The 20,915-nt window shown below is 69.7% G+C and carries 21 protein-coding genes and 1 tRNA gene; 13 read left to right on the forward strand and 9 right to left on the reverse strand.

The features are described from left to right. Position 1: 1 nt before the first annotated feature. Complete coding sequence (locus KUG39_RS09580) at positions 2-1,036, reverse strand: hypothetical protein (protein ID WP_216914760.1); 1,035 nt, start codon at positions 1,034-1,036, stop codon at positions 2-4. Positions 1,037-1,090: 54 nt separating this feature from the next. On the opposite strand from KUG39_RS09580, the gene KUG39_RS09585 reads away from it, so the two are divergent. Together KUG39_RS09585 and KUG39_RS09590 are read left to right on the forward strand one after the other, a co-directional pair. After that, a complete protein-coding gene (locus KUG39_RS09585) occupies positions 1,091-1,300 on the forward strand; it encodes a DUF350 domain-containing protein (RefSeq protein WP_094584670.1) in 210 nt (69 codons plus the stop codon). A gap of 22 nt (positions 1,301-1,322) precedes the next feature. Next, the gene (locus KUG39_RS09590; protein ID WP_216914762.1) at positions 1,323-3,833 is read left to right on the forward strand and encodes a ligase-associated DNA damage response DEXH box helicase; all 2,511 of its coding nucleotides are present in this window, start codon (positions 1,323-1,325) and stop codon (positions 3,831-3,833) included. Positions 3,834-3,868: 35 nt separating this feature from the next. Here the strand turns inward: KUG39_RS09590 and KUG39_RS09595 are convergent. The 3 genes from KUG39_RS09595 to cax all read right to left on the reverse strand — a co-directional run bounded on the left by KUG39_RS09595 (position 3,869) and on the right by cax (position 6,305). Beyond that, positions 3,869-3,953 (reverse strand) — tRNA-Ser (locus tag KUG39_RS09595). Between the two features lie 61 nt (positions 3,954-4,014). Next, positions 4,015-5,196: a pentapeptide repeat-containing protein gene (locus KUG39_RS09600; protein WP_216914764.1), complete on the reverse strand. Its 1,182-nt coding sequence runs from the start codon at positions 5,194-5,196 to the stop codon at positions 4,015-4,017. Next, positions 5,193-6,305: a calcium/proton exchanger gene (gene cax, locus KUG39_RS09605; RefSeq protein ID WP_216914766.1), complete on the reverse strand. Its 1,113-nt coding sequence runs from the start codon at positions 6,303-6,305 to the stop codon at positions 5,193-5,195. The genes KUG39_RS09600 and cax overlap by 4 nt, the downstream gene beginning before the upstream one ends. 118 nt (positions 6,306-6,423) lie before the next feature. On the opposite strand from cax, the gene KUG39_RS09610 reads away from it, so the two are divergent. The 4 genes from KUG39_RS09610 to siaD all read left to right on the forward strand — a co-directional run bounded on the left by KUG39_RS09610 (position 6,424) and on the right by siaD (position 9,669). After that, positions 6,424-7,773, forward strand: a complete 1,350-nt coding sequence (locus tag KUG39_RS09610) for a SpoIIE family protein phosphatase (RefSeq protein ID WP_286193086.1) — start codon at positions 6,424-6,426, stop codon at positions 7,771-7,773. Between the two features lie 91 nt (positions 7,774-7,864). Next, on the forward strand, positions 7,865-8,413 hold the full coding sequence (gene siaB / locus KUG39_RS09615; protein ID WP_094584675.1) for a biofilm regulation protein kinase SiaB: 549 nt from the start codon (positions 7,865-7,867) through the stop codon (positions 8,411-8,413). A 4-nt stretch (positions 8,414-8,417) separates the two neighbouring features. Next, positions 8,418-8,813, forward strand: a complete 396-nt coding sequence (gene siaC, locus KUG39_RS09620; RefSeq protein WP_198960068.1) for a biofilm regulation phosphoprotein SiaC — start codon at positions 8,418-8,420, stop codon at positions 8,811-8,813. 1 nt (position 8,814) lies between these two features. Beyond that, positions 8,815-9,669: a biofilm regulation diguanylate cyclase SiaD gene (siaD, locus tag KUG39_RS09625; protein WP_286145687.1), complete on the forward strand. Its 855-nt coding sequence runs from the start codon at positions 8,815-8,817 to the stop codon at positions 9,667-9,669. A gap of 69 nt (positions 9,670-9,738) precedes the next feature. On the opposite strand, the gene nrdJ is transcribed toward siaD, so the two are convergent. Further along, a complete protein-coding gene (gene nrdJ / locus KUG39_RS09630) occupies positions 9,739-12,126 on the reverse strand; it encodes a ribonucleoside-triphosphate reductase, adenosylcobalamin-dependent (RefSeq protein ID WP_216914768.1) in 2,388 nt (795 codons plus the stop codon). A 110-nt stretch (positions 12,127-12,236) separates the two neighbouring features. On the opposite strand from nrdJ, the gene KUG39_RS09635 reads away from it, so the two are divergent. From KUG39_RS09635 to KUG39_RS09650, 4 genes are all read left to right on the forward strand, one after another. Beyond that, a complete protein-coding gene (locus tag KUG39_RS09635) occupies positions 12,237-12,932 on the forward strand; it encodes a class I SAM-dependent methyltransferase (RefSeq protein ID WP_190609539.1) in 696 nt (231 codons plus the stop codon). Next, positions 12,929-14,581, forward strand: coding sequence for a peptide chain release factor 3 (locus tag KUG39_RS09640; protein WP_190609541.1), 1,653 nt, complete (start codon positions 12,929-12,931; stop codon positions 14,579-14,581). Before KUG39_RS09635 ends, KUG39_RS09640 begins: the two co-directional genes overlap by 4 nt. Before the next feature lie 111 nt (positions 14,582-14,692). Further along, positions 14,693-14,932 carry a hypothetical protein gene (locus KUG39_RS09645; RefSeq protein WP_094584680.1) on the forward strand — a complete coding sequence of 80 codons (240 nt, stop codon included), beginning with the start codon at positions 14,693-14,695 and terminating at the stop codon, positions 14,930-14,932. A 24-nt stretch (positions 14,933-14,956) separates the two neighbouring features. Continuing rightward, positions 14,957-15,643 carry a CPP1-like family protein gene (locus KUG39_RS09650; protein ID WP_094584681.1) on the forward strand — a complete coding sequence of 229 codons (687 nt, stop codon included), beginning with the start codon at positions 14,957-14,959 and terminating at the stop codon, positions 15,641-15,643. A 16-nt stretch (positions 15,644-15,659) separates the two neighbouring features. On the opposite strand, the gene hslO is transcribed toward KUG39_RS09650, so the two are convergent. Both hslO and KUG39_RS09660 read right to left on the reverse strand, forming a co-directional pair. Then, entirely contained in the window at positions 15,660-16,577 is a 918-nt protein-coding gene (gene hslO, locus KUG39_RS09655) for an Hsp33 family molecular chaperone HslO (RefSeq protein ID WP_094584736.1), read from the reverse strand. A 70-nt stretch (positions 16,578-16,647) separates the two neighbouring features. After that, a complete protein-coding gene (locus KUG39_RS09660) occupies positions 16,648-17,301 on the reverse strand; it encodes an ABC transporter ATP-binding protein (protein ID WP_094584682.1) in 654 nt (217 codons plus the stop codon). An 85-nt stretch (positions 17,302-17,386) separates the two neighbouring features. Between KUG39_RS09660 and KUG39_RS09665 the strand changes: the two genes are divergently transcribed. Together KUG39_RS09665 and KUG39_RS09670 are read left to right on the forward strand one after the other, a co-directional pair. Then, positions 17,387-17,833 (forward strand): DUF3531 family protein, encoded by a 447-nt coding sequence (locus tag KUG39_RS09665; RefSeq protein ID WP_190609543.1) that lies wholly within the window; start codon positions 17,387-17,389, stop codon positions 17,831-17,833. Then, on the forward strand, positions 17,833-18,648 hold the full coding sequence (locus tag KUG39_RS09670; RefSeq protein ID WP_216914770.1) for an RsmE family RNA methyltransferase: 816 nt from the start codon (positions 17,833-17,835) through the stop codon (positions 18,646-18,648). Before KUG39_RS09665 ends, KUG39_RS09670 begins: the two co-directional genes overlap by 1 nt. Here the strand turns inward: KUG39_RS09670 and KUG39_RS09675 are convergent. Then, positions 18,614-18,991 (reverse strand): hypothetical protein, encoded by a 378-nt coding sequence (locus tag KUG39_RS09675; protein ID WP_094584685.1) that lies wholly within the window; start codon positions 18,989-18,991, stop codon positions 18,614-18,616. The genes KUG39_RS09670 and KUG39_RS09675 overlap by 35 nt on opposite strands. A 91-nt stretch (positions 18,992-19,082) precedes the next feature. Here KUG39_RS09675 and KUG39_RS09680 point away from each other — a divergent pair, with 91 nt between their 5' ends. Then, a complete protein-coding gene (locus KUG39_RS09680) occupies positions 19,083-19,844 on the forward strand; it encodes a TIGR00297 family protein (RefSeq protein ID WP_216914772.1) in 762 nt (253 codons plus the stop codon). Here the strand turns inward: KUG39_RS09680 and KUG39_RS09685 are convergent. Further along, positions 19,768-20,766, reverse strand: a complete 999-nt coding sequence (locus tag KUG39_RS09685; RefSeq protein ID WP_216914774.1) for a sigma-70 family RNA polymerase sigma factor — start codon at positions 20,764-20,766, stop codon at positions 19,768-19,770. The two genes, KUG39_RS09680 and KUG39_RS09685, sit on opposite strands and share 77 nt — an antisense overlap. Positions 20,767-20,915 lie beyond the last annotated feature (149 nt).

Consider the following 20,915-nt stretch of genomic DNA (forward strand, 5'->3'; position numbering starts at 1 on the left):
CTCAGCGGCCCTCCGTCACGGCGTCCGGGGACAACACCGGCACCGGGCGCGGCGTCATGAGCCCGTCCTCCACGGTGAGCCGCAGCCATTCGATCTCCCAGAGGTCCCCGTCGGCGCGGAAGGTCTCGGGCAGCTGCACGCGGAAGCGGTGGCTGCCCGGCTCCGGCATCCGCAGATGGACCACCTGGCAGGCCGAGAGCCAGTGGTCCCCATCGCTGGAGCGGTGGGCCACGGTCACCGTCTGCCGGTGCCGGAGGCAGGGGCGCCCCAAGGCGTCGCACACCCGCAGCTCCAGAGAAGCGGTGGCCGGGGGCTGGCCCAGGGGGGGATTGTCATGGGGCAGTTCCCAGCGGGCCACCACCCCCACCCGCACCAGGCCCTGGCCACCGGCCTCACAGCGGATCGCGGCGACGCCCTCATCGCTGCGGCGGACCCAGCGGCCCCGGGCGATGCCGTAGCAGGCCATCAGCAGCACCAGCGCCGTCGCCTGCGTCACTACGGCGGTGAACAGGAGCAGGGGGGCGTCGACGCTGTGATTGCGGATGCTGCCGCGGACCACGACCGGATTCGGCAGGGGGCGGCCCGCTTCATCGAACAGATCCTGCAGCTGCACCGCCAGCTGGAAGCGTCCGGTGCGGCCCGGACGCATCGCCAGCGCCAGGCCCGCGTCGCCCTCCTCCCAGGTGCCGCTCTCCCCCTCCTCCGCCCAGGTGCCGCTGGCCCGCCAGCCGTCCTTGGTGAGGCTCAGCACGGTGCGGCCGCCGGCATCGAGGAGGGCCACATCCAGCTCGACGCTGCTGTTGGGGGGGATCTCGGCCGTCAACGTCAGCCGGGGGCTGCCCAGCCAGCCGTCCCGCAGCTCGAACGGGGCACTGAGCACCCGTTGGCCTTCAGGCACCACCATCACCAGCCGCCGGGGCCACTCCAGCGCCGAGACCGCCAGCACCAGCAAAGGCAGAAGCGGCAGCAGCAGGCTGGCCAGCGGCCAGAGCAGCAGCGACGGATCCCGCCGTCCGCCCGGGGAAGACAGCCCCATCAGCGGGCGGCCTCCGGGCTGTCCCTACGGTGGGGCCGGCTTCGCGACGCGGGGATGGTCAAACCACTGCTCCAGATGCTGCTGATGGTCGGCTGGACCTTTCTGGGCATCATCCTCATCTATGTCGGGCTCCTGCTCTTCGATCGGCTCTCTCCGATTGATTACCGGGCCGAGATCCGCCGGGGCAACATCGCCGCCGGGGTGGTGCTGGGGGCCGTGATCCTGGCCATCGCCGCCGTTGTGGTGGCGGTGCTCTCCACCTGATCCGTCCCCGCCCCGCCAACCCTTGACCCCTTCCACCGCGGCGGCGCTGCGGCCGATCGAGGCCTGGTTCACCAGCCGCGGCTGGCGGCCGATGCCCTTCCAGCGCCAGTGCTGGCGGGCCTACCTCGAGGGGGCCAGCGGCCTGATCCAGGTGCCCACCGGCTCCGGCAAGACCTACGCCGCCGTGATGGGGCCGATCGCCGCCATGCTCGCGGAGAACGGGGGATCCGGGCCGGAGGGCGGTCTGCGGCTGCTGGTACTGACGCCCCTGCGGGCCCTGAGCCGCGATCTGCTGCTGGCGATCCGGGAACCGATCGAGGCCATGGGCTGGCCGCTGCGGGTGGGACTGCGCAACGGCGACACCAGCAGCCATGAGCGGGGCAAGCAGCTCAAGGCCCCGCCCCAGATCCTGATCACCACGCCCGAATCCCTCTCCCTGCTGCTGGCCGGCCCCCGGGCCGAAGCCCTGTTCGCCGATCTGGAGGCGGTGGTGATCGACGAGTGGCACGAGCTGATGGGCAGCAAGCGCGGCTCCCAGACCGAGCTCTGCCTCAGCTGGCTGCGGGGCCGGCGGCCCGCCCTGCGCACCTGGGCGATCAGCGCCACCATCGGCAACCTGGAGGAGGCGGCCCAGGCTGCGGTGGGGGTCGGCGTCGAGCCGCGGATCATCACCGCCCGGATCCGGCGGGACACCCAGATCCGCAGCCTGCTGCCCGACACGATCGACGGCTTCCCCTGGGCGGGCCACCTGGGGCTGCGCATGTACGAGGAGCTGGTGGCCGCGCTGGAGCCGGCCATCTCCACCCTGCTGTTCACCAACACCCGCAACCAGGCCGAACGCTGGCACCAGTGCCTGCGCTTCGCCTGCCCGGAGATGGACGGGTCGATGGCCCTGCACCACAGCGCCATCGACCGGGCCGAGCGCGAGGCGATCGAGGCGGGGGTGAAGGCCGCCGAGATCCGCTGGGTGGTGTGCACCAGCTCCCTGGATCTGGGGGTCGACTTCCAGCCGGTGGAGCGTGTGGTGCAGATCGGCAGCGCCAAGAACCTGGCCCGGCTGCTGCAGCGGGCAGGCCGCTCGGCCCACCAGCCCGGGGGCACGGCCCAGGTGCTGTTCATGCCCACCAACGCCCTGGAGCTGCTCGAGGTGTCGGCGATGCGCAGGGGGCTGGGGGAGGGGCTGGTGGAGCACCGCCGCCCGCCCCAGGAGCCGCTCGATGTGCTGCTCCAGCACCTGGTGAGCCTGGCCTGCGGACCGGGCTTCGAGCCCGAGGCCACCCTCGCGGCTGTGCGGCGCACCTGGAGCTACCGCCAGCTGGAGCGCAGCCGCTGGGACTGGTGTCTGCGCTTCCTGGAGGAGGGGGGCGACTGCCTGGGGGCCTACCCGCGCTACCGGAAACTGGAGCGGGACCCGGCCGGGGCGGACCAGGCCGGCACCTGGCGCTACGTGGTGCGGGAAGCGGCCGTCGCCCGCCTGCACCGCCTCAACATCGGAACCATCAGCGCCGACCGCGCCGTGACCGTGCGCTTCGTGCGCGGCGCCGTGCTGGGCCATGTGGAGGAAGCCTTCATCGGCCGGCTCAAGCCGGGGGACGTCTTCTTCTTCGCCGGGCGCCAGCTGGAGTTCGTGCGGCTGCGGGAGATGACGGCGATGGTCAAGGCCACCACGCGCCGCAGCGCCACGGTGCCCGCCTGGGGCGGCGGCCAGATGGCCCTCTCCGACCTGCTCAGCACCCATCTGCGCCGGGAGGTCGACCGCTGCGCCCGCGCCTTGGAGGGCGAGGCTGGTTTCAGCCTCGACACCGCCGAGCTGCGGGCCCTGCAGCCGCTGCTGGAGCGTCAGGTGCAGCTCTCCGCCCTGCCCCGGACGCACCAGTTCCTGGTGGAGCTGTGCCACACCCGGGAGGGCAGCCATCTCTACGCCTATCCCTTCGAGGGCCGTTTCGTGCACGAGGGCCTGGGATTCCTGTGGTCGTGGCGGCTGGCCCGGCACCGGAGCGGCACCTTCACGGTGTCGGTGAATGACTACGGCTTCGAGCTGCTCGCCCCCCGCGGCTACCCCTTCGAGGAGCTGCTCGGGGAGCACGCCGAGAGCCTCCTGGATCCCACCGGCCTGCTGGAGGACCTGGAGCGGGCCGTGAACCTCTCGGAGCTGTGCCGCCGCCGCTTCCGCTCCATCGCCCAGGTGAGCGGCCTGGTGCTCAACGGCTACCCCGGCCAGGCCCGCTCCGGCGGCCAGCTGCAGATCAGCGCCGCCCTGCTCTTCGATGTCTTCCAGCGCCATGAGCCCGGCAATCTGCTGCTGGCCCAGGCCCGCGGCGAGGTGCTGGAGGAGCAGCTCGATCTCGGTCGGTTGATCGGCACCCTGCAGCGGCTGCAGGGGAGCGAGTGGCTGGAGCGGCACCCGCCCCGCCCCGGTCCCATGGCCTTCCCGCTGCTGGCGGAGCGGCTCAACAACCGGATGAGCAACGAATCGCTGCTGGAGCGCCTGGAGCGGCTGCGCCAGCAGGCCTGTCGGGCCGAGGGGCTCTGAGCCGCCGGATGCGGGCCAGGGCTGGGAGGGAAAGACGGAGGGGGTGGGATTCGAACCCACGGAATCTTGCGATTCGCCGGTTTTCAAGACCGGAGCCATCAACCACTCGACCACCCCTCCAGGCTGGACGGCCTGCCGACCATGTCGGAAGCCCCGCCATGCTCCCATGGAGGGGCGGCGCCTAGAGCCGACTGGGCAGCCCCTTGCAGCCACCCGGGATGGTCTGCCGGGAGCGCACACCGCTCCAGGCCGCCAGGTAGGTCCGGCTGGACGGATCCAGCTGGCGCACCCCCGAGAGGTTGACGTTCTCCACCAGGGCACCGGTGCCGGCACCGCCGACGTGATCCGGTGGCTGCTGGGCCTGGGGCGGGGTGGCCTCCAGGGGGTCGCCGTAGAAGAAGCGGGTGCCCTGCAGACAGGCCCCCTGCAGGTTGGCGCCCGCCAGATTCACGCCCGAGAGGTTCGCCTCGGCCAGATCAGCGCCGGAGAGGTCGGCGCCCGAGAGGTCGGCCCCGTTGAAATCGATGGCCCGCAGGTCGGTGCCGGCGAGGTCGGCCCCCCGCAGCATGCTCTGCAGGCGGATCACCGGGACGCCCCGCGGCCGGTCCTCCTCGTAGCTGCCCTCACCGTCAAGGATGGCGCGCCCCAGCCGCTGGTCGCGGCGCAGGGGCGTCAGCAGCCGGGCGTGGGAGAGAAACCGCAGGATGCGGGCCTTGCCGTCGCCGTCGATGCTGCTCAGCACGGCGGCCAGGCGACCCTCCGCCAGCATCCGCTCCAGCGGCCAGTCCTCCAGCAGCCCCTCCTCGTCGCTGATCAGCTCGGAGATGCCGTGGATGAAGCTGTCGATGGTCTGGGCCTGGGTGATGCGGTTCTGCTGGGTGGTGAGCCGCTGATCCACCATCACCTGGCGCCAGGCGATCATCAGGGCCACCAGGGCCACGAGGATCTGGCCGATGGCCCCGATCACCCCTTCCCCGAAGGCGCCGATCGCCTCCCAGTCGCCGTTGACGTAGATCGCCAGCAGCGGGTCGAACCAGCCCAGGGCCAGGGGGATCGACAGCAGGGCGAGCACCAGGGACACCAGCGCCAGCAGGCGGACGGTGGGGGGTTCCTCCAGCTGGCGGGCCAGGAGCTGCCAGAGGGGTGGCAGCAACTGGCGCAGGGCCAGGGCGACGACCAGCAGGGCCGCCGGCAGCGCCAGCCAGGCCAGACCCAGGATGAGGGCCGCCTGGAGCACCAGGAGCGTGAGCAGCAGCTGCAGGCCGGCTCCATGGCGCAGACGGGTCCAGGCACCACCCGAGCGCAGGGCAGGGGGCGGGGCGGTGGCGGCGGTGAGCGGACGGTCGTCCGGCTTCGTGCTCATGGGACGGGGCTGCCCTGGAAGAAGAACCCGGCCGCCAGGATGGCGTAGGCCGCCAGCAGCAGCACCCCCTCCAGCCAGTCCGAGCGTCCGTCGAGGCTGACCAGGTTGCTCACCAGCACCGCGGTCGCCACGGCCACCACCTCATAGACGTTGAAGCTGAGGTCGAGGGGGTGACCGAGCAGGGGAGCGACCAGCAGCAGCACCGGCACCACCAGCAGCCCCACCAGCAGGGTGGAGCCCAGGGCCACCGACACCGCCAGATCCATCTTGTCCTTGCGGGCCATGGACACCGCGGTGAGATATTCCGCCGCGCCGCCCAGCAGGGGAAGCAGCACCACGCCGGTGAACAGGGCCGAGAGGCCAAGGGACTCGGTGACGGTCTCCACCACCCCGACGAACAGCTCGGAGGCGTAGGCCAGGCCGACGGTCGCCGCCAGCAGCACGGCGACCCAGGGGAGCAGGGGCGGCTTGGTGCCGCCGCCCTCGCCGTGGGCCTCCTCTCCCTCCACGCCCAGGTCAGCCTCGGCCACGGCGTAGAGGGTGCGGTGGGTTTTCAGGGAGAACAGCAGGGTGAGGGCGTAGACCGCCAGCAGCACCCAGGCCACGAAAAGGGAGAAGGATTCAGCGGCGCCCGCATCGAGGCCACCGGCGCCGTCACCCACCATGCCCCGCAGGCTCGGGATCAGGATCGCCAGGACGGCCAGGGTCATGGCCGAGCCGTTCACCCTGGCCACCACCGGCTGGAAGCGCTGCTCGCTGCGGCCGATCCCACCGACCAGCATCGACAGGCCGAGGGCCAGCAGCAGATTGGCCATGACCGTGCCCGTGATGCTCGCCTTGACGATGTCCACCAGGCCCGCCCGCAGGGCCGCCAGGGCGATGATCAGTTCGGTGGCATTGCCGAACAGGGCATTGAGCAGGGCCCCGAGCGAAGGCCCGAGGGTGAGGGAGAGCTCCTCGGTGGCGGTGCTGAGCAGGATCGCCAGCGGAATGATCGAGAGGATCGAGGTGACGAAGACGATCCCATCCCCCCAGTGGAGCCGGTCCGCCATCGCAGCCACCGGCAGCATCGCCAGCAGGCCGGTGGCGATGCGCAGGCGAGGGGGCATGAAAGGAGAAAGACGGTGACCCATTGTGACCGACTGTTGATGCCCGGGGCCATGGCCGGACGTGGTGAAATCGCCATGGCAGCGGGGTGGGCCGGGTCCCACGCGGGGCGGGGTCGTGATGAAGGCGGCGCGACAGGGATGTTCGGCTCAGAATGGCCGCAGCAGCATGCTCCGGATTGCCCGACACCCTGCAGGCCAGCTTGGGTCCGAAGAACCCTCAGCCCATGAACGTCCCTGTCCAGCGGCCCGATGGCGGCAGGCCGAGGCAGCGCTTCGGGCTGCGCTTCGGGCCCCGGAAATCACGAGGAGGACAGCCTCCGGCACGACAACCGGTGGCATCGATTCAGCAGGTCTTCACGCTGATCGCGATTGTCAATGGGTTGTTCTCCTGTACCTGGTGATTGCCGCCATCCAGGTGCTGAAGGTTCCTGGTGGCCGGTCAGCAGAGATCTACGTCTCCCTGATTCTGACCCTGCTGCTGGTCATCCTGGCGATCATCTCGTATCAGATCATCGCCAGACGCATCATCCTGCCCATCGCCCGACTGGTCAGGGAAGCCAGTGCGATCGAGAGCGACGACATGAGCAGTCTGCTGACGATCCGGAGCAACGACGAGATCTCCCGGCTGGCGCAGGCCTTCAACGTGGTACTCACCAAGATGCGGCAGGCCCTGATCGCCGGTGAGGCCAGCAACCGGCAACTGCTGGAGGCGAACCGCCAGATCGAGTCCTCCATCAACTATGCGGGCCTGCTGCAGCGCTCGATCCTGCCGGACCGCCAGCTGCAGGAAACCTTCGGCAACGACTATTTCATCCTCTGGCTGCCGCGCGACACGGTTGGTGGCGACTACTACATCTTCCACTCGGAAGGCGGGCACTGCCTGGCCGGTGTGGCCGACTGCGCCGGCCACGGCGTTTCCGGGGCAATGATGACGATGCTGGCCAGGGCAGGCATCGATCGTTCGATCATGGAGGTGGGCATCACCTCACCGGCGGCCATCCTGAGCTGCACCGACACCGCGATGCGCACCCTGCTGCATGGCGCCAGGATGAGCAAGTCCATCGCCACCAGCATGGACATCGGGCTGGTTCGCCTTGACTTCGAAGCCAGGACACTTAGATTCTCTGGTGCAAAGATCAGTCTCTATTGGAGTGATGGGCAAACCATGCACATGCTCAGGGGAGACCATCGGGCCATCTGCGACCAACGGGTCGGCTCCTACACGGACCACGACATTCCGTTGCAGCCGGACTGCACCTACTACCTCACCACCGACGGCCTGCTGGACCAGTCAGGCGGTGACAACGGCTTTTCCCTCGGCACCCAGCAATTCAAGGAATGGCTGATCGGGCTGGCCCGCCAGCCGCTGGAGCAGCAGCGTCAGGCCCTGGCCGATGCCCTCGAACAGTTCCGCGGCAGTCATCCCCAGCGGGATGACATCACGATCCTTTCCTTCCGTTTCTCCTAGAGGACCGACTGATGTCCTATGCGACCATGCTCAGCGAACCCTTTGCCTGGCTCGCCATCGCCGCGCAAGAGCGCCTCTCGGAGTTGAAGCGATGACGATCACCACCACCAGTCTGATGTCTCTGAGGGAGTTCTTCAGTGACTATCGGATTCTCATCTGCTTCAATGGCCCCATCTCCACCACGCTGATCGGCGAGATTGGATCCGCACTCAAGGAACACATCGAATCCAATCACGCGCCTGAACTGGAAGTGATGGATGTGTTCAGTGTGTATATCGAAATGAGTCAGAATATCAGGAATTACGCCACCAGCCATGGCTTCAGCGATGCCGAGTCCTCCGCCACGGTCGTGATCGCGGCCGCCGAGGCTGGCCATTACGCCGTCTGTGCAGGTAACCTCGTTGAGATGGAGGATGGAAAGGCCCTGCTGAAGCGGATCCACGAACTCGCCGCCTGTGACAAGCCCCAGCTGAAGGCGCTCTACAAACAGCAGTTGCGCCAGCCCCACTCCCAGACCCCGGGCCAGGGCGCCGGCCTGGGTCTCATTGAGATTGCCAGGCGCTCAAGCCAACCCATGGAGGCCTCCCTTGACCCCCTTGAGCCCGGTCGCGCTTTCTTCAGCCTTCGGGCCATCATCTGATCCCATGACCAGCAGCGAAGAACTGAACCTGTCCGTACCGGGCTCCCAGTCCAGCCCTTCGATCCGTGCGGACTGGAAGGCGGGTGTCGTGGTGATGAGCGGTGAGTCCTATCCTGAGAATTCCTTTGAGCTCTACGACCAGCTGATCCAGTGGATTGAGTCCTATCTCACCACCGCCAACCACTCACTGACTCTCGAGCTGCATCTCAACTATCTGAACACCAGCAGCATCCGCTTCATGATCGACATCTTTGATCTGCTGCAGACGGCGTTTGATGAGGGCAAGGAAGTGCTGGTGCAGTGGATGTTCGATGACCGAAACCCTCGCTCCGCCGAGCTGGGCTCCGAATTCAAGGAAGACTACACCTTTCCTTTTCTGATCCTTTCCATCAACGCCTGACATGCCAGAGACTTCCGGCCCCAAATCTGACGATCAGCTGGAACAGGAAGTCATGGCCGTCCTGGCAGATCAGCGTTACGACAATGATCCGGTCCGGAACCTGCTGGCCAGATTGTGGCACCGCATCGAAGAGCAGGTGGACCGCCTGGAGCGGGTTGCCGATATCTCCGATCTCTACCAATCCCACGTTCTGGAGAGCAACCGCAGCCTCACGAATCGCTATGAGAAGCAGCTGCGCCAGATCAAGCGGGTGGTGCGCATTTCTGACCTCTATCAGGCCTCACTGAAGGAGGTGAATCTCACCCTGTTCGAGGCTTCCACCCACGATCCCCTGACAGGGATCTCCAATCGTCGCTTCATGGCGGAGCGCTGCCTGGAGGAGGATCAGCGGGCCAGCAGGCATGGCTCCACCTATTCGATGATCATCCTCGATGTTGACCACTTCAAACTGATCAACGACGACTATGGGCATGCCACCGGCGATCTGATGCTGGTGGATTTCGTCAAGGCGCTTTCCGGCAGCCTCCGCCACTACGACATCATCGCCCGCTGGGGTGGGGAAGAGTTCCTGGCCCTGCTGATCGATGCCGATCTGGCCACGGCCGAAGGGGTGGCCAAGCGGATGCTGGCCAACATCCGCAGCATGCGCGTGTCCATCGACGACATGGAGCTGAAGCTCACCGCCAGCATGGGCCTGACCGAGCACAAGGCCGACGAGAACTATGACGCCACCTTCCGCCGCGCCGACAAGGCCCTGCTGATGGCCAAGAACAGTGGTCGCGATCGCCTCGTCGTGATTGATCCCGGCGACCCCCTCGGCCATCGGGAAATCAGCACCCTGGCGGCGACGGAGTAGGGGCCACCCACCCAAGCCAGCTCAGCGAATGAGCCGGCGGCCGCAGGGCCGCCGGCGAGGGCTCAGGCCTCAGGCCTCAGGCTTGGCCAGCGGCAGCAGACACTTGTCGGAATCGCAGCCGGCCGGGCCGGCTTCGATCAGCTCGCCGCCGTCGTACTTCTGCAGGGCCAGGAAGAAATCGCCGCACACACGCCGCTGTTCGACCTCGCCCACCATCCGGGTGTAGGTGGCCTGATCGATCGGCTCGAAGGGCAGCCGCGGGAAGGTGGCGTTGGCATCGAAGCGGGCCAGGAGTGCGGCCGAGATGTAGCCCTCCCCGTTCTCGATGGCGTGGTGGATCGCGGCGGCCAGGGGCTCGATCTCATGCTCACGGAATTCCACCGTCGCCGAGGTGTTGTGGGTGGTGTAGTAGCGCTGCACCTGCATGTAGAAATCGAACTGGGCCAGGGCGGAGAAGTTGTTGATTTCCACCCGGTCGGCCCCGGGCAGGTTGGCCCAGCTCACCTCGGTGGGGATCTCCACCAGCCATTCGGTGCAGCGCGGATCGAAGGGATCATTCAGCAGCCGCCCCTGCTCGTCCTTGTCGGACTGGGAGGGAACGATCGCGTAGCCGTACTCCATGCAGGCCAGGGCCACCGGATCGTTCTTGCGGAAGGTGATGCGGCGGATGAAGCGCTGGGCCTTGGGGGGATGCCAGCCGGGGCTGGCGCCGGTGAGCAGGCTCTTGGTGCCGGCCGGCTGGACGGTGGTGCAGCGATTGGGACGGCGCATGCCATGGCGGTCGCAGTAGTCCCACACCGCCTCGTGCACCCAGTCCTTCCAGCGGGACAGGTAGGCCGCCTCCTGCTGGCGGAACGCCCGGCCCTCCTCGCTGTCGGGACGGCCGGCTTCCCACCACTGCAGCCAGGGGGTGCCGAAGGCGTGGACAAAGAAGTCGAACAGGCCCGTGAAGCTGACCCCCACGATCGGGTCCCAGGCCCGGCTGCGGCGATAGCGCTCGACCTCGAAGCGGTGGTTCAGCAGGCAGGCCACCGCCAGACCGCCGGCCTTGAAGGCATCCTCCTGGGCCTGGTGGTCGGCGGGGTCGATCCGGTTGAGATGGATTTCCGCCAGGTTGCAGTGGAAATCGGCACCGAGAATTTCACCGCAGGGGTTGAGGCCGTAGCGACAGAGTCGGTGTTCGAGCTCGTCGGCGCCGATCTCGGGATGGTGCAGCTGCAGCCAGCGGCCGGCTTCCTCCCGTCCCTGGTCGCAGTAGATGCCGATGAACTCGGTGCGCAGCTCCGGGGTGGTCAGCAGGTCGGCGTTGGAGCGGGCGATGGCCTCGGGGGCGAACTGGATGGCCCCCTCGCCCGACTGGAACTGCTTGGTGACCGCTTCCAGCACCACCTCGCGGCTGGGACGCACGTGAAACACGCGCGTGTGGTTGGCCATGCGCAGGGCGTCCCGCTCGGGGTCGATGCGCCAGTTGCCCTGGTCGTCCTGCTGCCAGAGGTTCTCTTTGGCACCGAGGGCGGAATCGTCATCGGCGCAGAACTGGCGCATGCCGGCACTGCGGCGGATGTTGCCGGCCACGATCGTGACCGCCGCCTCATCGATCAGCAGGCAGCACTCCACCGAGGTGAGCTGGCGGCCCCTGGCCTTGTTGAGGATCTGGGCGACGCGGCCGTAGAGATCCTTCAGCTTGACCGGATTGGCCATGCCGCCGAAGCCCTTGAGGGTTTCCCCCACCGGCCGCACGTCCGAGAGGTCGACCGAGACATGGACAGGACCGTCAAAGCGCTCGTCGCTGCAGAGGTTGAGCAGCAGCCGGTAGCTCTCCACCCAGCCGGCCCGGGTGTCGCCGACGCGGACGCTGACGTGATGGCCATCGATCACGTGACTGGTCTGCTGCTGGCGGGAGCCGATCGGCGTCAGGCCGATGTCGGTGACGCCATCGATGACGAGGGTGTTGCGGATCTTCGGCAGCCGGCTGATCAGATGGGGCTCGATGATGGCGCCGGTGCCGCAGCCCATCATCGCCAGATCCATCATCAGGGCGAAGGCTTCCCAGTCCACCAGGTTGGTGGAGGTGCAGTTGTAGGCCCCGGAGAAGTTCTCGGATTGCTCGATCCATTCGGTGCCGCCGATCCACAGCCAGCGGCCGGAGGGGAGGGCCATCTGGTGGCGCTGCATGCGCCGGATCAGCTCCACCTCGGAGGCGTCGAGGGAGCCCAGGACCCGCAGGCCCTCCAGGTTGCGCTCAGCCACCTCGTGCCAGCTCTCCCGACCACCGCTCGCGGTCTTGCGGCTGTAGGTGCGATAGAAGACCGGATAGGCCGCCGGAGCGGTGACCGGGAAATCCGCCGCCGGCGCTGGGATCGCGTCGCTGCCGGCAGAGGTCGCCCCGGCAGACGCTGCCCCGGCAGAGGTCGCCGCCGTGTCGGGGGTGGCTGGACGGGCGGCGGAGATGGTCACGGTGGGTACGGCCGGATCGTGTTGCGCACCATAACGCCACCTGTAGGGTCTGCAACGCCCCGACCCCACCAGCCACGGTGCCTTTGGCGCCCGAACGCGATGCTGGAGCGATGGAGCGGATCTGCGAACCGGAGCTGATGGACGAGCCGCTGCAGGCCGAGGCCTATGCGGCGGCGGATTTCTCCAGCGGTGACCTTGCGGTGCTGGAGCGGATCGCGGCCCTCCCCGCCCTGCGGGGGAGCGGCGACGGGGAGGGGCTGAACGTCGTGGATCTGGGCTGCGGACCGGGCAACATCACCTTCCTTGTGGCGCGGCGCTGGCCAGAGGCCCGGGTGCTGGGCATCGACGGATCGGCCGCCATGCTGGCCATCGCCGAGCGGCGGCGGCTGGCGCAGCCGGCCGCCCACCGCCAGGTGCGCTTCCAGCGGCTGGTGCTGCCCAGCCCCCAGCTGGCGGGCCCCTGCAGCGCCGTGGTCAGCAACAGCCTGCTGCACCATCTCCATGATCCGGGCGTGTTCTGGGGAGCCGTGAAGCAGCTCTCGGGTCCGGACACCAGCCTCTACGTGAGGGATCTGCGCCGGCCGGCGAACGCCGCCGACCTCGAGGCCCTGGTGGCCCGCCACGCCGGCGCCGCGCCGGAGGTGCTGCGGCGGGACTATGCCCATTCCCTGCGGGCGGCCTTCACCGCCGCCGAGGTGATCGAGCAGCTGGAGGCCGCCGGGCTGGGGGGGCTTCAGGTGCGGGAGGTGGACGACCGGTATCTGGAGATCCAGGGCCACGGCCTGCCTGGCAGGCTGGCCCCATGACCAGCCGACCCCCCTCCGTCCCCGTTCCGGACACCGACGCCGCGGCACTGGCGGCGGCGGTGAGCCGGCGCCGCAATTTCGCGATCATTTCCCACCCCGATGCGGGCAAGACGACCCTCACCGAGAAGCTGCTGCTCTACGGCGGGGCCATCCAGCAGGCCGGGGCGGTGAAGGCCAAGGGGGAGCAGCGCAAGGTGACCTCCGACTGGATGGAGCTGGAGAAGCAGCGCGGCATCTCGATCACCTCCACCGTGCTCCAGTTCGACTACGCCGGCAGCACGATCAACCTGCTCGACACCCCCGGTCACCAGGACTTCTCGGAGGACACGTACCGGACCCTGGCCGCCGCCGACAACGCCGTGATGCTGGTGGACGCGGCCAAGGGTCTGGAGCCCCAGACCCGCAAGCTGTTCGAGGTCTGCCGGATGCGGCGGATCCCCATCTTCACCTTCATCAACAAGATGGACCGGCCGGGGCGCGAACCCCTGGAGCTGATCGACGAGATCGAACAGGAGCTGGGGCTGGCCTGCTGGCCGGTGAACTGGCCGATCGGCAGCGGCGACCGCTTCCGCGGCGTCATCGACCGGCGCTCCCAGGATCTGCTGCTGTTCGAGCGGGCCGAGCGAGGCCGCCAGAGCCTGGAGCGGCGCCTGGCCCCCGGCGATCCCGATCGGGCCGGGCTCGTGGAGGCGGAGCTGCTGGAGCTGGCCCAGGAGGAACTGGAGCTGGTGGAGGGGGCCGGGGCGGCGCTGGATCTGGAGCGGGTGCACGCCGGTGAGCTGAGCCCGGTGTTCTTCGGCTCGGCGATGACCAATTTCGGGGTGCGCCCCTTCCTGGATGCCTTCCTGGAGCTGGCCCAGCCGCCGGTGGCCCGGGAGAGCGACCAGGGACCGGTGGATCCGCTGCGACCGGAGTTCAGCGGCTTCGTGTTCAAGCTCCAGGCCAACATGGACCCCCGCCATCGCGACCGCGTCGCCTTTGTGCGGGTGTGCAGCGGCCGCTTCGAGAAGGACATGAACGTGCGCCACGCCCGCAGCGGCCGCACCATCCGCCTGTCCCGCCCCCAGAAGCTGTTCGGCCAGGACCGGGAGGTGGTGGAGGACGCCTACCCCGGTGATGTGATCGGCCTCAACAACCCCGGCATGTTCGCCATCGGCGACACCCTCTACACCGGTTCGCGGGTGGAGTACGAGGGCATTCCCTGCTTCAGCCCGGAGATCTTCGCCTGGCTGCGCAATCCCAACCCCTCGGCCTTCAAGAGTTTCCGCAAGGGGGTGAACGAGCTGCGGGAGGAGGGGGCCGTCCAGGTGCTCTATGACACCGACCCCAGCAAGCGGGACCCGATCCTGGCGGCGGTGGGCCAGCTGCAGCTGGAGGTGGTGCAGTACCGGCTGGAGAACGAGTACGGCGTCACCAGCCGGCTCGAACCTCTGGAATTCAGCGTCGCCCGCTGGGTGAGCGGCGGCTGGCCGGCCCTGGAACGGGTCGGCCGCCTGTTCAACTGCAAGACGGTCCGCGACGCCTGGGACCGGCCGGTTCTGCTGTTCCGCAACGACTGGAATCTGCACCAGCTGCAGGAGGACCATCCCGAGCTGGAGCTGCACGGGGTGGCGCCGGTGGTGAGCGGGGTGGAGCCGATCGCCCTCTGAACCCGGGGCGCCGTTGGGGTCGGTGCGGGGGAAACCCCTCCCTCGCGCAACCCCGGCGGAGGGGGCAGAATGAAGCAACAAATCGTCACGCCGCAACGGACGGTCACTGCGATGCCTCGATCCGTGACGCCATTCCCGCTCTGGCTTGTGCGTCCCCGCAGCGACGGGGGCAGTGATTACGTCAGCTTCCAGCCCTCCCAGGGGGCCGTGGAGATGCGTGAAGGCAGCCACCTGCCCCCCCAGATGCCCCTGCTCAAGCGGCGCCGGTCGCTGGCCATCGAGGAGGCCGAGGCCTGCCGTCGCCGTCTGCAACAGGAAGCCGGATATCACCGCAGTGAACCGCTTTTTTAGCCTTGGCTCGATACGCTCGTTGGTATGAACCAAGGATCCGACCTGCCCCATCCGGGCCCTGACGCCTCCGATCCGTACGAGCGGCTGGGTGTCGCCCCGGATGCCTCCTTCGACACGGTCCAGGAGGCCAAGCTGGCTCGGCTCCAGGAGGCCGGCGAAGATCCGATGGTGCGCTCCCGCATCGAGGCCGCCTACGACGCCGTGCTGATGGATCGGCTCAAGGAGCGTCAGCAGGGGCGGGTCAGCAGCGCCGCCCGTTCCGCCTCCCAGCGGGAGCAGGCCTCACCACCCCCGAGCCGGCCCGCCCTTTCGGCCCTGCCGAGCCTGCCCCAGCTTCCCCCCTCGCGACTGCCGCGCCCGAGCTTCTCCCTGCCCCGTCTGCAGCTGGCCAGCGGCCGCGATCTCTGGCTTCCCCTGGCGGCCGACGGAGTGCTGCTGGTGCTGCTGGTGCTGATGCCCGGCGCCGCCCCTGAGCTGCTCACGGCTCTGGCCACGGGCGTCACCCTGCTCAACCTGCAGCGGCGCAACGGACGCTTTCTGGCGGCGGTGGGCTGGTCCTTCGCCCTCCTCTGCGTGGGTCTGGTCCTCGGAGGCCTGCTGGCCGGTGGGCTGGGGCCCTCCCTGAGCTCGGCCCTGCCGGTCTCCACCCTCCAGCTGCAGAGCATTCCCGCCATCCTGCTGCTGCTGCTCGGAGCCCTCCTGATCGCCTGAGCCCCGGGGCTTCAGGTCAGGCCACAGCGGCCAGCTCGTCGATCAGCTCCTGCAGTTCCTCTGCCCCCACCCGGTAGACCTCACTGCAGAAATGGCAGGTCAGTTCCGCCTGGCCGTCCTCGCTGAGCATGGCGCTCAGTTCATCGCGGCCCAGAAGCCGCAGGGCGCTGACGCTGCGGTGGCGGCTGCAGGGGCAATGGAAGCGCACCGGCTGCTCGATCGGAGCCGCCTCCAGGGGCTGGGGATCGAGATCCGGAAAGATGTCCTCGAACAGGGCATGAAGCTGGTGGGCATTGGCGGCGAGCCGCTCGCTGAAACCGGTGATCTCCCGGCAACGCTCCTCCAGCAGGGCCACCAGGGCCGGCTCCCGCGCCGCCTTCGGCAGCACCTGCACCAGCACCCCACCGGCGCAGCGCACCCCGGAACTGTCGATCGTCTCCCCCACGAACAGGGCCGAGGGGGTCTGCTCGGAATGCAACAGGTAGGAGGCCACGTCCTCACCGATCCCGCCGCTCACCAGCTCCACGGTGCTGCTGAAGGGTTCGCCCTGGCCCCGGTCCCGCACCACGTGCAGGTAGCCGGTGCCGGTGGCGCGGCGGAAGTCGAAGCGGTGGCCGCCGTCCGCGTCGGGGAGCAGATCGAGCTCCAGGTCGGGGCGGCCCACGTAACCCCGCACGCTGCCGTCCCGGCCCGCATCCACCATCAGGCCCCGCAGGGGTCCGTCGGACTGGATGCGCAGGTTCACACGCCCATGGGCCACCTTCATCGAGCTGGCCAGCAGCAGGGCCGCCGTCATGGCACGGCCCAGCAGGGCGGTGGTGAGAAAGGAGAGCCCGTGGCGTTCCCGGGCCACGCGGCTGGCCGCGGTGGTGGTGACCGCGACCATGCGGATGCCGCCGCCGGCGCCGGTGGCCCTCAGCAGGCTGTCCCCCATGAACTGAGCCCCCATTAACTGGCCTCCCATGAACCGATCCCCCATCCAGCCGTCCCCCACCATCAGCTGGTCATCGTAAGGAGGCGGATCGGGGCGCCTCCAGGGGCCCCAGGGCACCGGCCTCCAGCCGCCAGCCGTGGTCGATCACACCCCGGAACAGCTCGGGTTCGTGGGTCACCACCAGCAGGGCCCGCTCCCGGGCCAGGTCGGCCAGCAGCTGCAGCACCTCCTCACGCACGGTCCAGTCGAGGCCGGCGGTGGGTTCATCGAGCAGCAGCACCCGGGCATCCCGCACCAGCTGCACCGCCAGCGCCAGCCGCCGCTGCTGGCCGCCGCTGAGCCGCTCGGGAGCCTGCTGCAGGGAGAGGTGGCCGAGACCCACCTGCTCCAGCACCGCCTCAGCCTTCTCGGCGGTGAGCCGCCGCTGGCCCAGCTTCAGCTCCTGGCCCACCGTCAGGCCGAGGAAATGGCGTTCCGGGAACTGGAACACCAGGCCGCATAGCCAGCGGCGCTGGCGGCTGTTGAGGGCCTCCCCCTGCCAGAGGATGCGGCCGGCATCGGCTTCGGCCAGACCGCAGAGCACCTCCAGCAGGGTGGTCTTGCCGCTGCCGCTGCGGCCGGCCACCAGGGCCGGGGCTCCCACCGCCAGCTGAAGCGACACGTCACGCAGCACCGGCGCGGCCGCCGTGGCCGGGTGATAGCGCAGACCGATGACGTCGAGCATCCCACCAGCATGCCGTCCGGCGCTGCGGCGCCGGCGCCCGGGAACGTGTTGGATGGGGGGACACGCGCGCCGTCTCCCCTTCTCCATGGATGTCCGATTTCGCGAGGTGGATCCGTTCAACTGCTGGATCTGGCTGCGCTTCGCCGACCAGCCCGGCGGGTCCGAGCGGGGCTACGTCGAAACGGCCTTCGACAGCTGGTTCTTCCTCGGCAAGCTGGGCGGCTTCAATGCCGAGAACCTGCAGACCCACGAGGGGGGTGTGGACCTGGGCTGGCTCCCCTACGACACCGAATCCGCCGAACGCTGTCTGCCCGCCCTGATGCACAACATGGGGCCGATGGAGTACCAGGACGACTGGGCCCGCTGCTGGGTCGACCTGGGCACCAGCGATGCCCTGGCCCTCGATGTGCTGATCAACGCCCTGCGCCAGCTGGACAACGACGTTCTCGAGATCACCGAACTGGTGATCGGCGGCCTCAACGAGGACTGGCCGATTGACGAGGAGCCCGAGAGCCCGTTCACCGGAGACTGATGGGGCGGGAGCTGCGCCGGCTGCTGATCACCCCGGAGCGGATCGCCGCCCTGGCGGCCGGGGGCCCGGAGCTGGCCAGGCTGGCCCTGGAGCCTCCGGAACGCCACTACCTGGAACGGGTGCTGCGCTACCGCCCCGGCGACCGGCTGGCGCTGGTCGACGGTGTCGGCGGACTCTGGACGGCGGTGCTCGACCCGGAGCGGGGCCTGCGGCTGGAGCAGGCACCTGCTGAGCCGCTGCTGCGGGAGGAGCCGCCTTGGCCACCCCTGGAGCTCGCCATGGCCGTGCCGCGGCGGGAGGCGGATCTGGTCTGGCGCATGGCCACCGAACTGGGGGCCGACCGGCTTCAGCCCCTGCTGGCCGAGCGTGGCGCCCCTGGTGAGCGCTGTCCCCTCGAGCGCTGGCAGGGGATCGTGCGAGAGGCCACCGAGCAGTGCGAACGGCTGTGGCATCCGGTGCTGGCATCTCCCCAGCCGGCCCGGGAGTGGCTGAGCCGGCCCTCGCCCGGGATCAGCCTGCTGGCCACCACCCGGCGGGAGGGGCTGCCCCTCTGCAGCCAAAGGCTGCGGGAACTGCTGGACGGGGCGGGCGAGGGGGCGAGCGACAAGGACCTGGCGGCCGGCCTCCGGCTGGCGATCGGCCCGGAAGGGGGCTGGAGCCCCCAGGAGGAGGAACGGGCCGAAGCCTCCGGCTGGCAGCCGGTGAGCCTGGGGCCAACCATCCTGCGCACGGCGACTGCCGCGGTGGCCGGCCTGGCCCTGCTGGCCGACTGGCGAGCGCTCAGGAGCGCATCATGCCGGCCGCCATCTCCTTGAACACGCCCAGGTTCGCCCCGGGGGTGCGGCGCTTCATCGGGGTGGCGCCCCCGGCGGTGACGCAGTCGGGGGCGAAGGTGGCCAACGAGGGTGCCGGCCGCAGCGCCTCGGCGGCGGCCAGTTCGGCCGCGATCGCCTCTGCGGTGGTCAGACCCGAAACGGGCTGAGGGGTGCCCTCAGCAGCCGCCGGGGCTGCAGACGCCGCAGGCTTGGCCTCGGCAGGCTGGGGGGCGGCTTTGGCCGCTGGCTTGGCTTCGGCCTTGGGGGGGGCCACCACGGCCGGGGGCTGATTGCCTTCGCCGCCACCCAGATCGAGGAAGAACTTGGGTCGTTTGAAGACCATTCGGAGCACCGCCGGATGCAGGGATTATCCGCCGAAGCCGGCGCCCCGCAGCGCCTGGCTTAGATCTGTGCAACACAACCGGGCTTCCGCCATGCTGCCGCTGCCGCCCCAGGACCCCCTCCACTGGCTGGCGGCCCTGGCGATCAACGGGCTGCTGATCGGGCTGGCCCAGCGCCTGCCCCTGCTCACCCCGGCGGGCTGGGTGCATGCCGGGGTGCTCGGCACCCTGCTGTGGGGAAGCCTGGGCTGGCGCGGCTGGCTCGCGGTGGTGGTGTATCTCGCCCTGGGCAGCGCGGTGACGAAGCTGGGGTTCCGGCGCAAGCGGGAGCTGGGGCTGGCCGAGGGGCGGGAGGGGCGCCGGGGGCCGGAGAACGTCTGGGGCTCCGCCCTGGTGGGGACGGTGCTGGCCCTGCTGACCTGCCGGGCACCGGCGGCCATGCAGCCCCTGCTCCTGGCCGGATTCGCCGCCAGCTTCGCCGCCAAGCTCGCCGACACCTTCGGCAGCGAGATCGGCAAGCGCTGGGGCCGGCACACCGTGCTGATCACCAGCCTGCGGCCGGTACCCCCCGGCACCGAGGGGGCCATCAGCCTGGAGGGCACCGCCGCCAGCCTGCTGGGCAGCGTCCTGATGACCCTGGCCATGGGGGCCCTGGGGGTGATCCGCGGCTGGCCGCTGGCGGCCCTGGTGGGCGGTGTCGGGCTGGTGGCCACCCTGGCCGAGAGCGTGGTGGGCGCCAGCCTGCAGCGTCACTGGCGCTGGCTGAGCAATGAGGTGGTCAACGGGCTCCAGACCCTGCTGGCGGCCCTGCTGGCGATGGCGCTGGTGCCGTGGCTGTCGCCGCCGGTGGGCTGAGGGCCTGCTGGCGCCAGGCGAGGGCGGCGCGCCTGAGGCGATCGAGGGCGGCGTCGTGGCGGCGCTGGGCCTGGCGGGCCGGCATGCCCAGCTGCCGGCCCAGCTCCACCCAGGTGCAGCCGCCATCGAGGCGGCCCACCAGCAGCTCCCGCTCCCGGGGATCGAGATCGGCCAGCTGCTGGCGCAGCCACTGACGCTCTGCGCCGCGGGCTTCGCTCTCGCCCGCCGCCGCCTCATCGCCGCAGGGGGAGGCGGGGGCGGCCAGCAGATCCAGCAGGCAGCTGGCCGCTTCGGACTCGCCACCACCCGGGCCGAGGGGGGCATCCAGGCTGCGCACCCGGGCGGCCCGGCGGATCCCCAGGGCCTCCTCGAGCCGGGCCGGATCACAGGCCAGCCGGTCGGCGAGGGCGGCGGGCGGCAGGGGATCGAGCCCCTGGCGGCGGCGGGCCTCCTGCAGGCCCAGCACCTGCTGATGCAGATCCCACAGGGGCCGGGGCGGACGCACCAGGGGCTGGCGATCCCGCCGTTCGCGGCGCATCGCCCCCTGGATGTAGGGCACCGCAAAGCTGCTGAGACTGACGTTGCGGTCGGGATCGAAGGCCTCCACCGCCCGGATCAGGCCGAGGCTGCCGACCTGGGCGAGGTCATCGAAGGCCATCCCCGCGTCGGCGGCCTGGCGCCCGGCGATGCTGTAGACGAGCGGCAGGTTGTCCTCCACCAGCAGGTTGCGCCAGCGCAGCCGGACGACCGGATCGGTGGCCTCGGCGAACGCCTTGAGCCGGCGGCGGTTGCGGCTGCGGCGATCGACGATGGCCTCCGGGATCTCACGGCACCCTGGACACAGATCCGGGGCCGGCACCCGGCGGGTGCTCTGCACCACCGCTGCCGGTGGCGGGGGCGAGGGGGGCGGGGGGCGATCCATGGCGGTGGGTCCAGCGCGGGCCGTCCCTTCAGAGTCGCCATCGGCCACGGGCGGCGGTTCATCCCACGGGGGGAGCGGCTCTCATCCGATCGGGTGATGCCAGGGGCGGCGGACCGGGGGAGAATGGCCGCTGGATTCGCCCCGGGAAA

The organism is Synechococcus sp. CCAP 1479/10 (assembly GCF_019038515.1).
In the GTDB taxonomy this organism is placed as follows: domain Bacteria; phylum Cyanobacteriota; class Cyanobacteriia; order PCC-6307; family Cyanobiaceae; genus Cyanobium.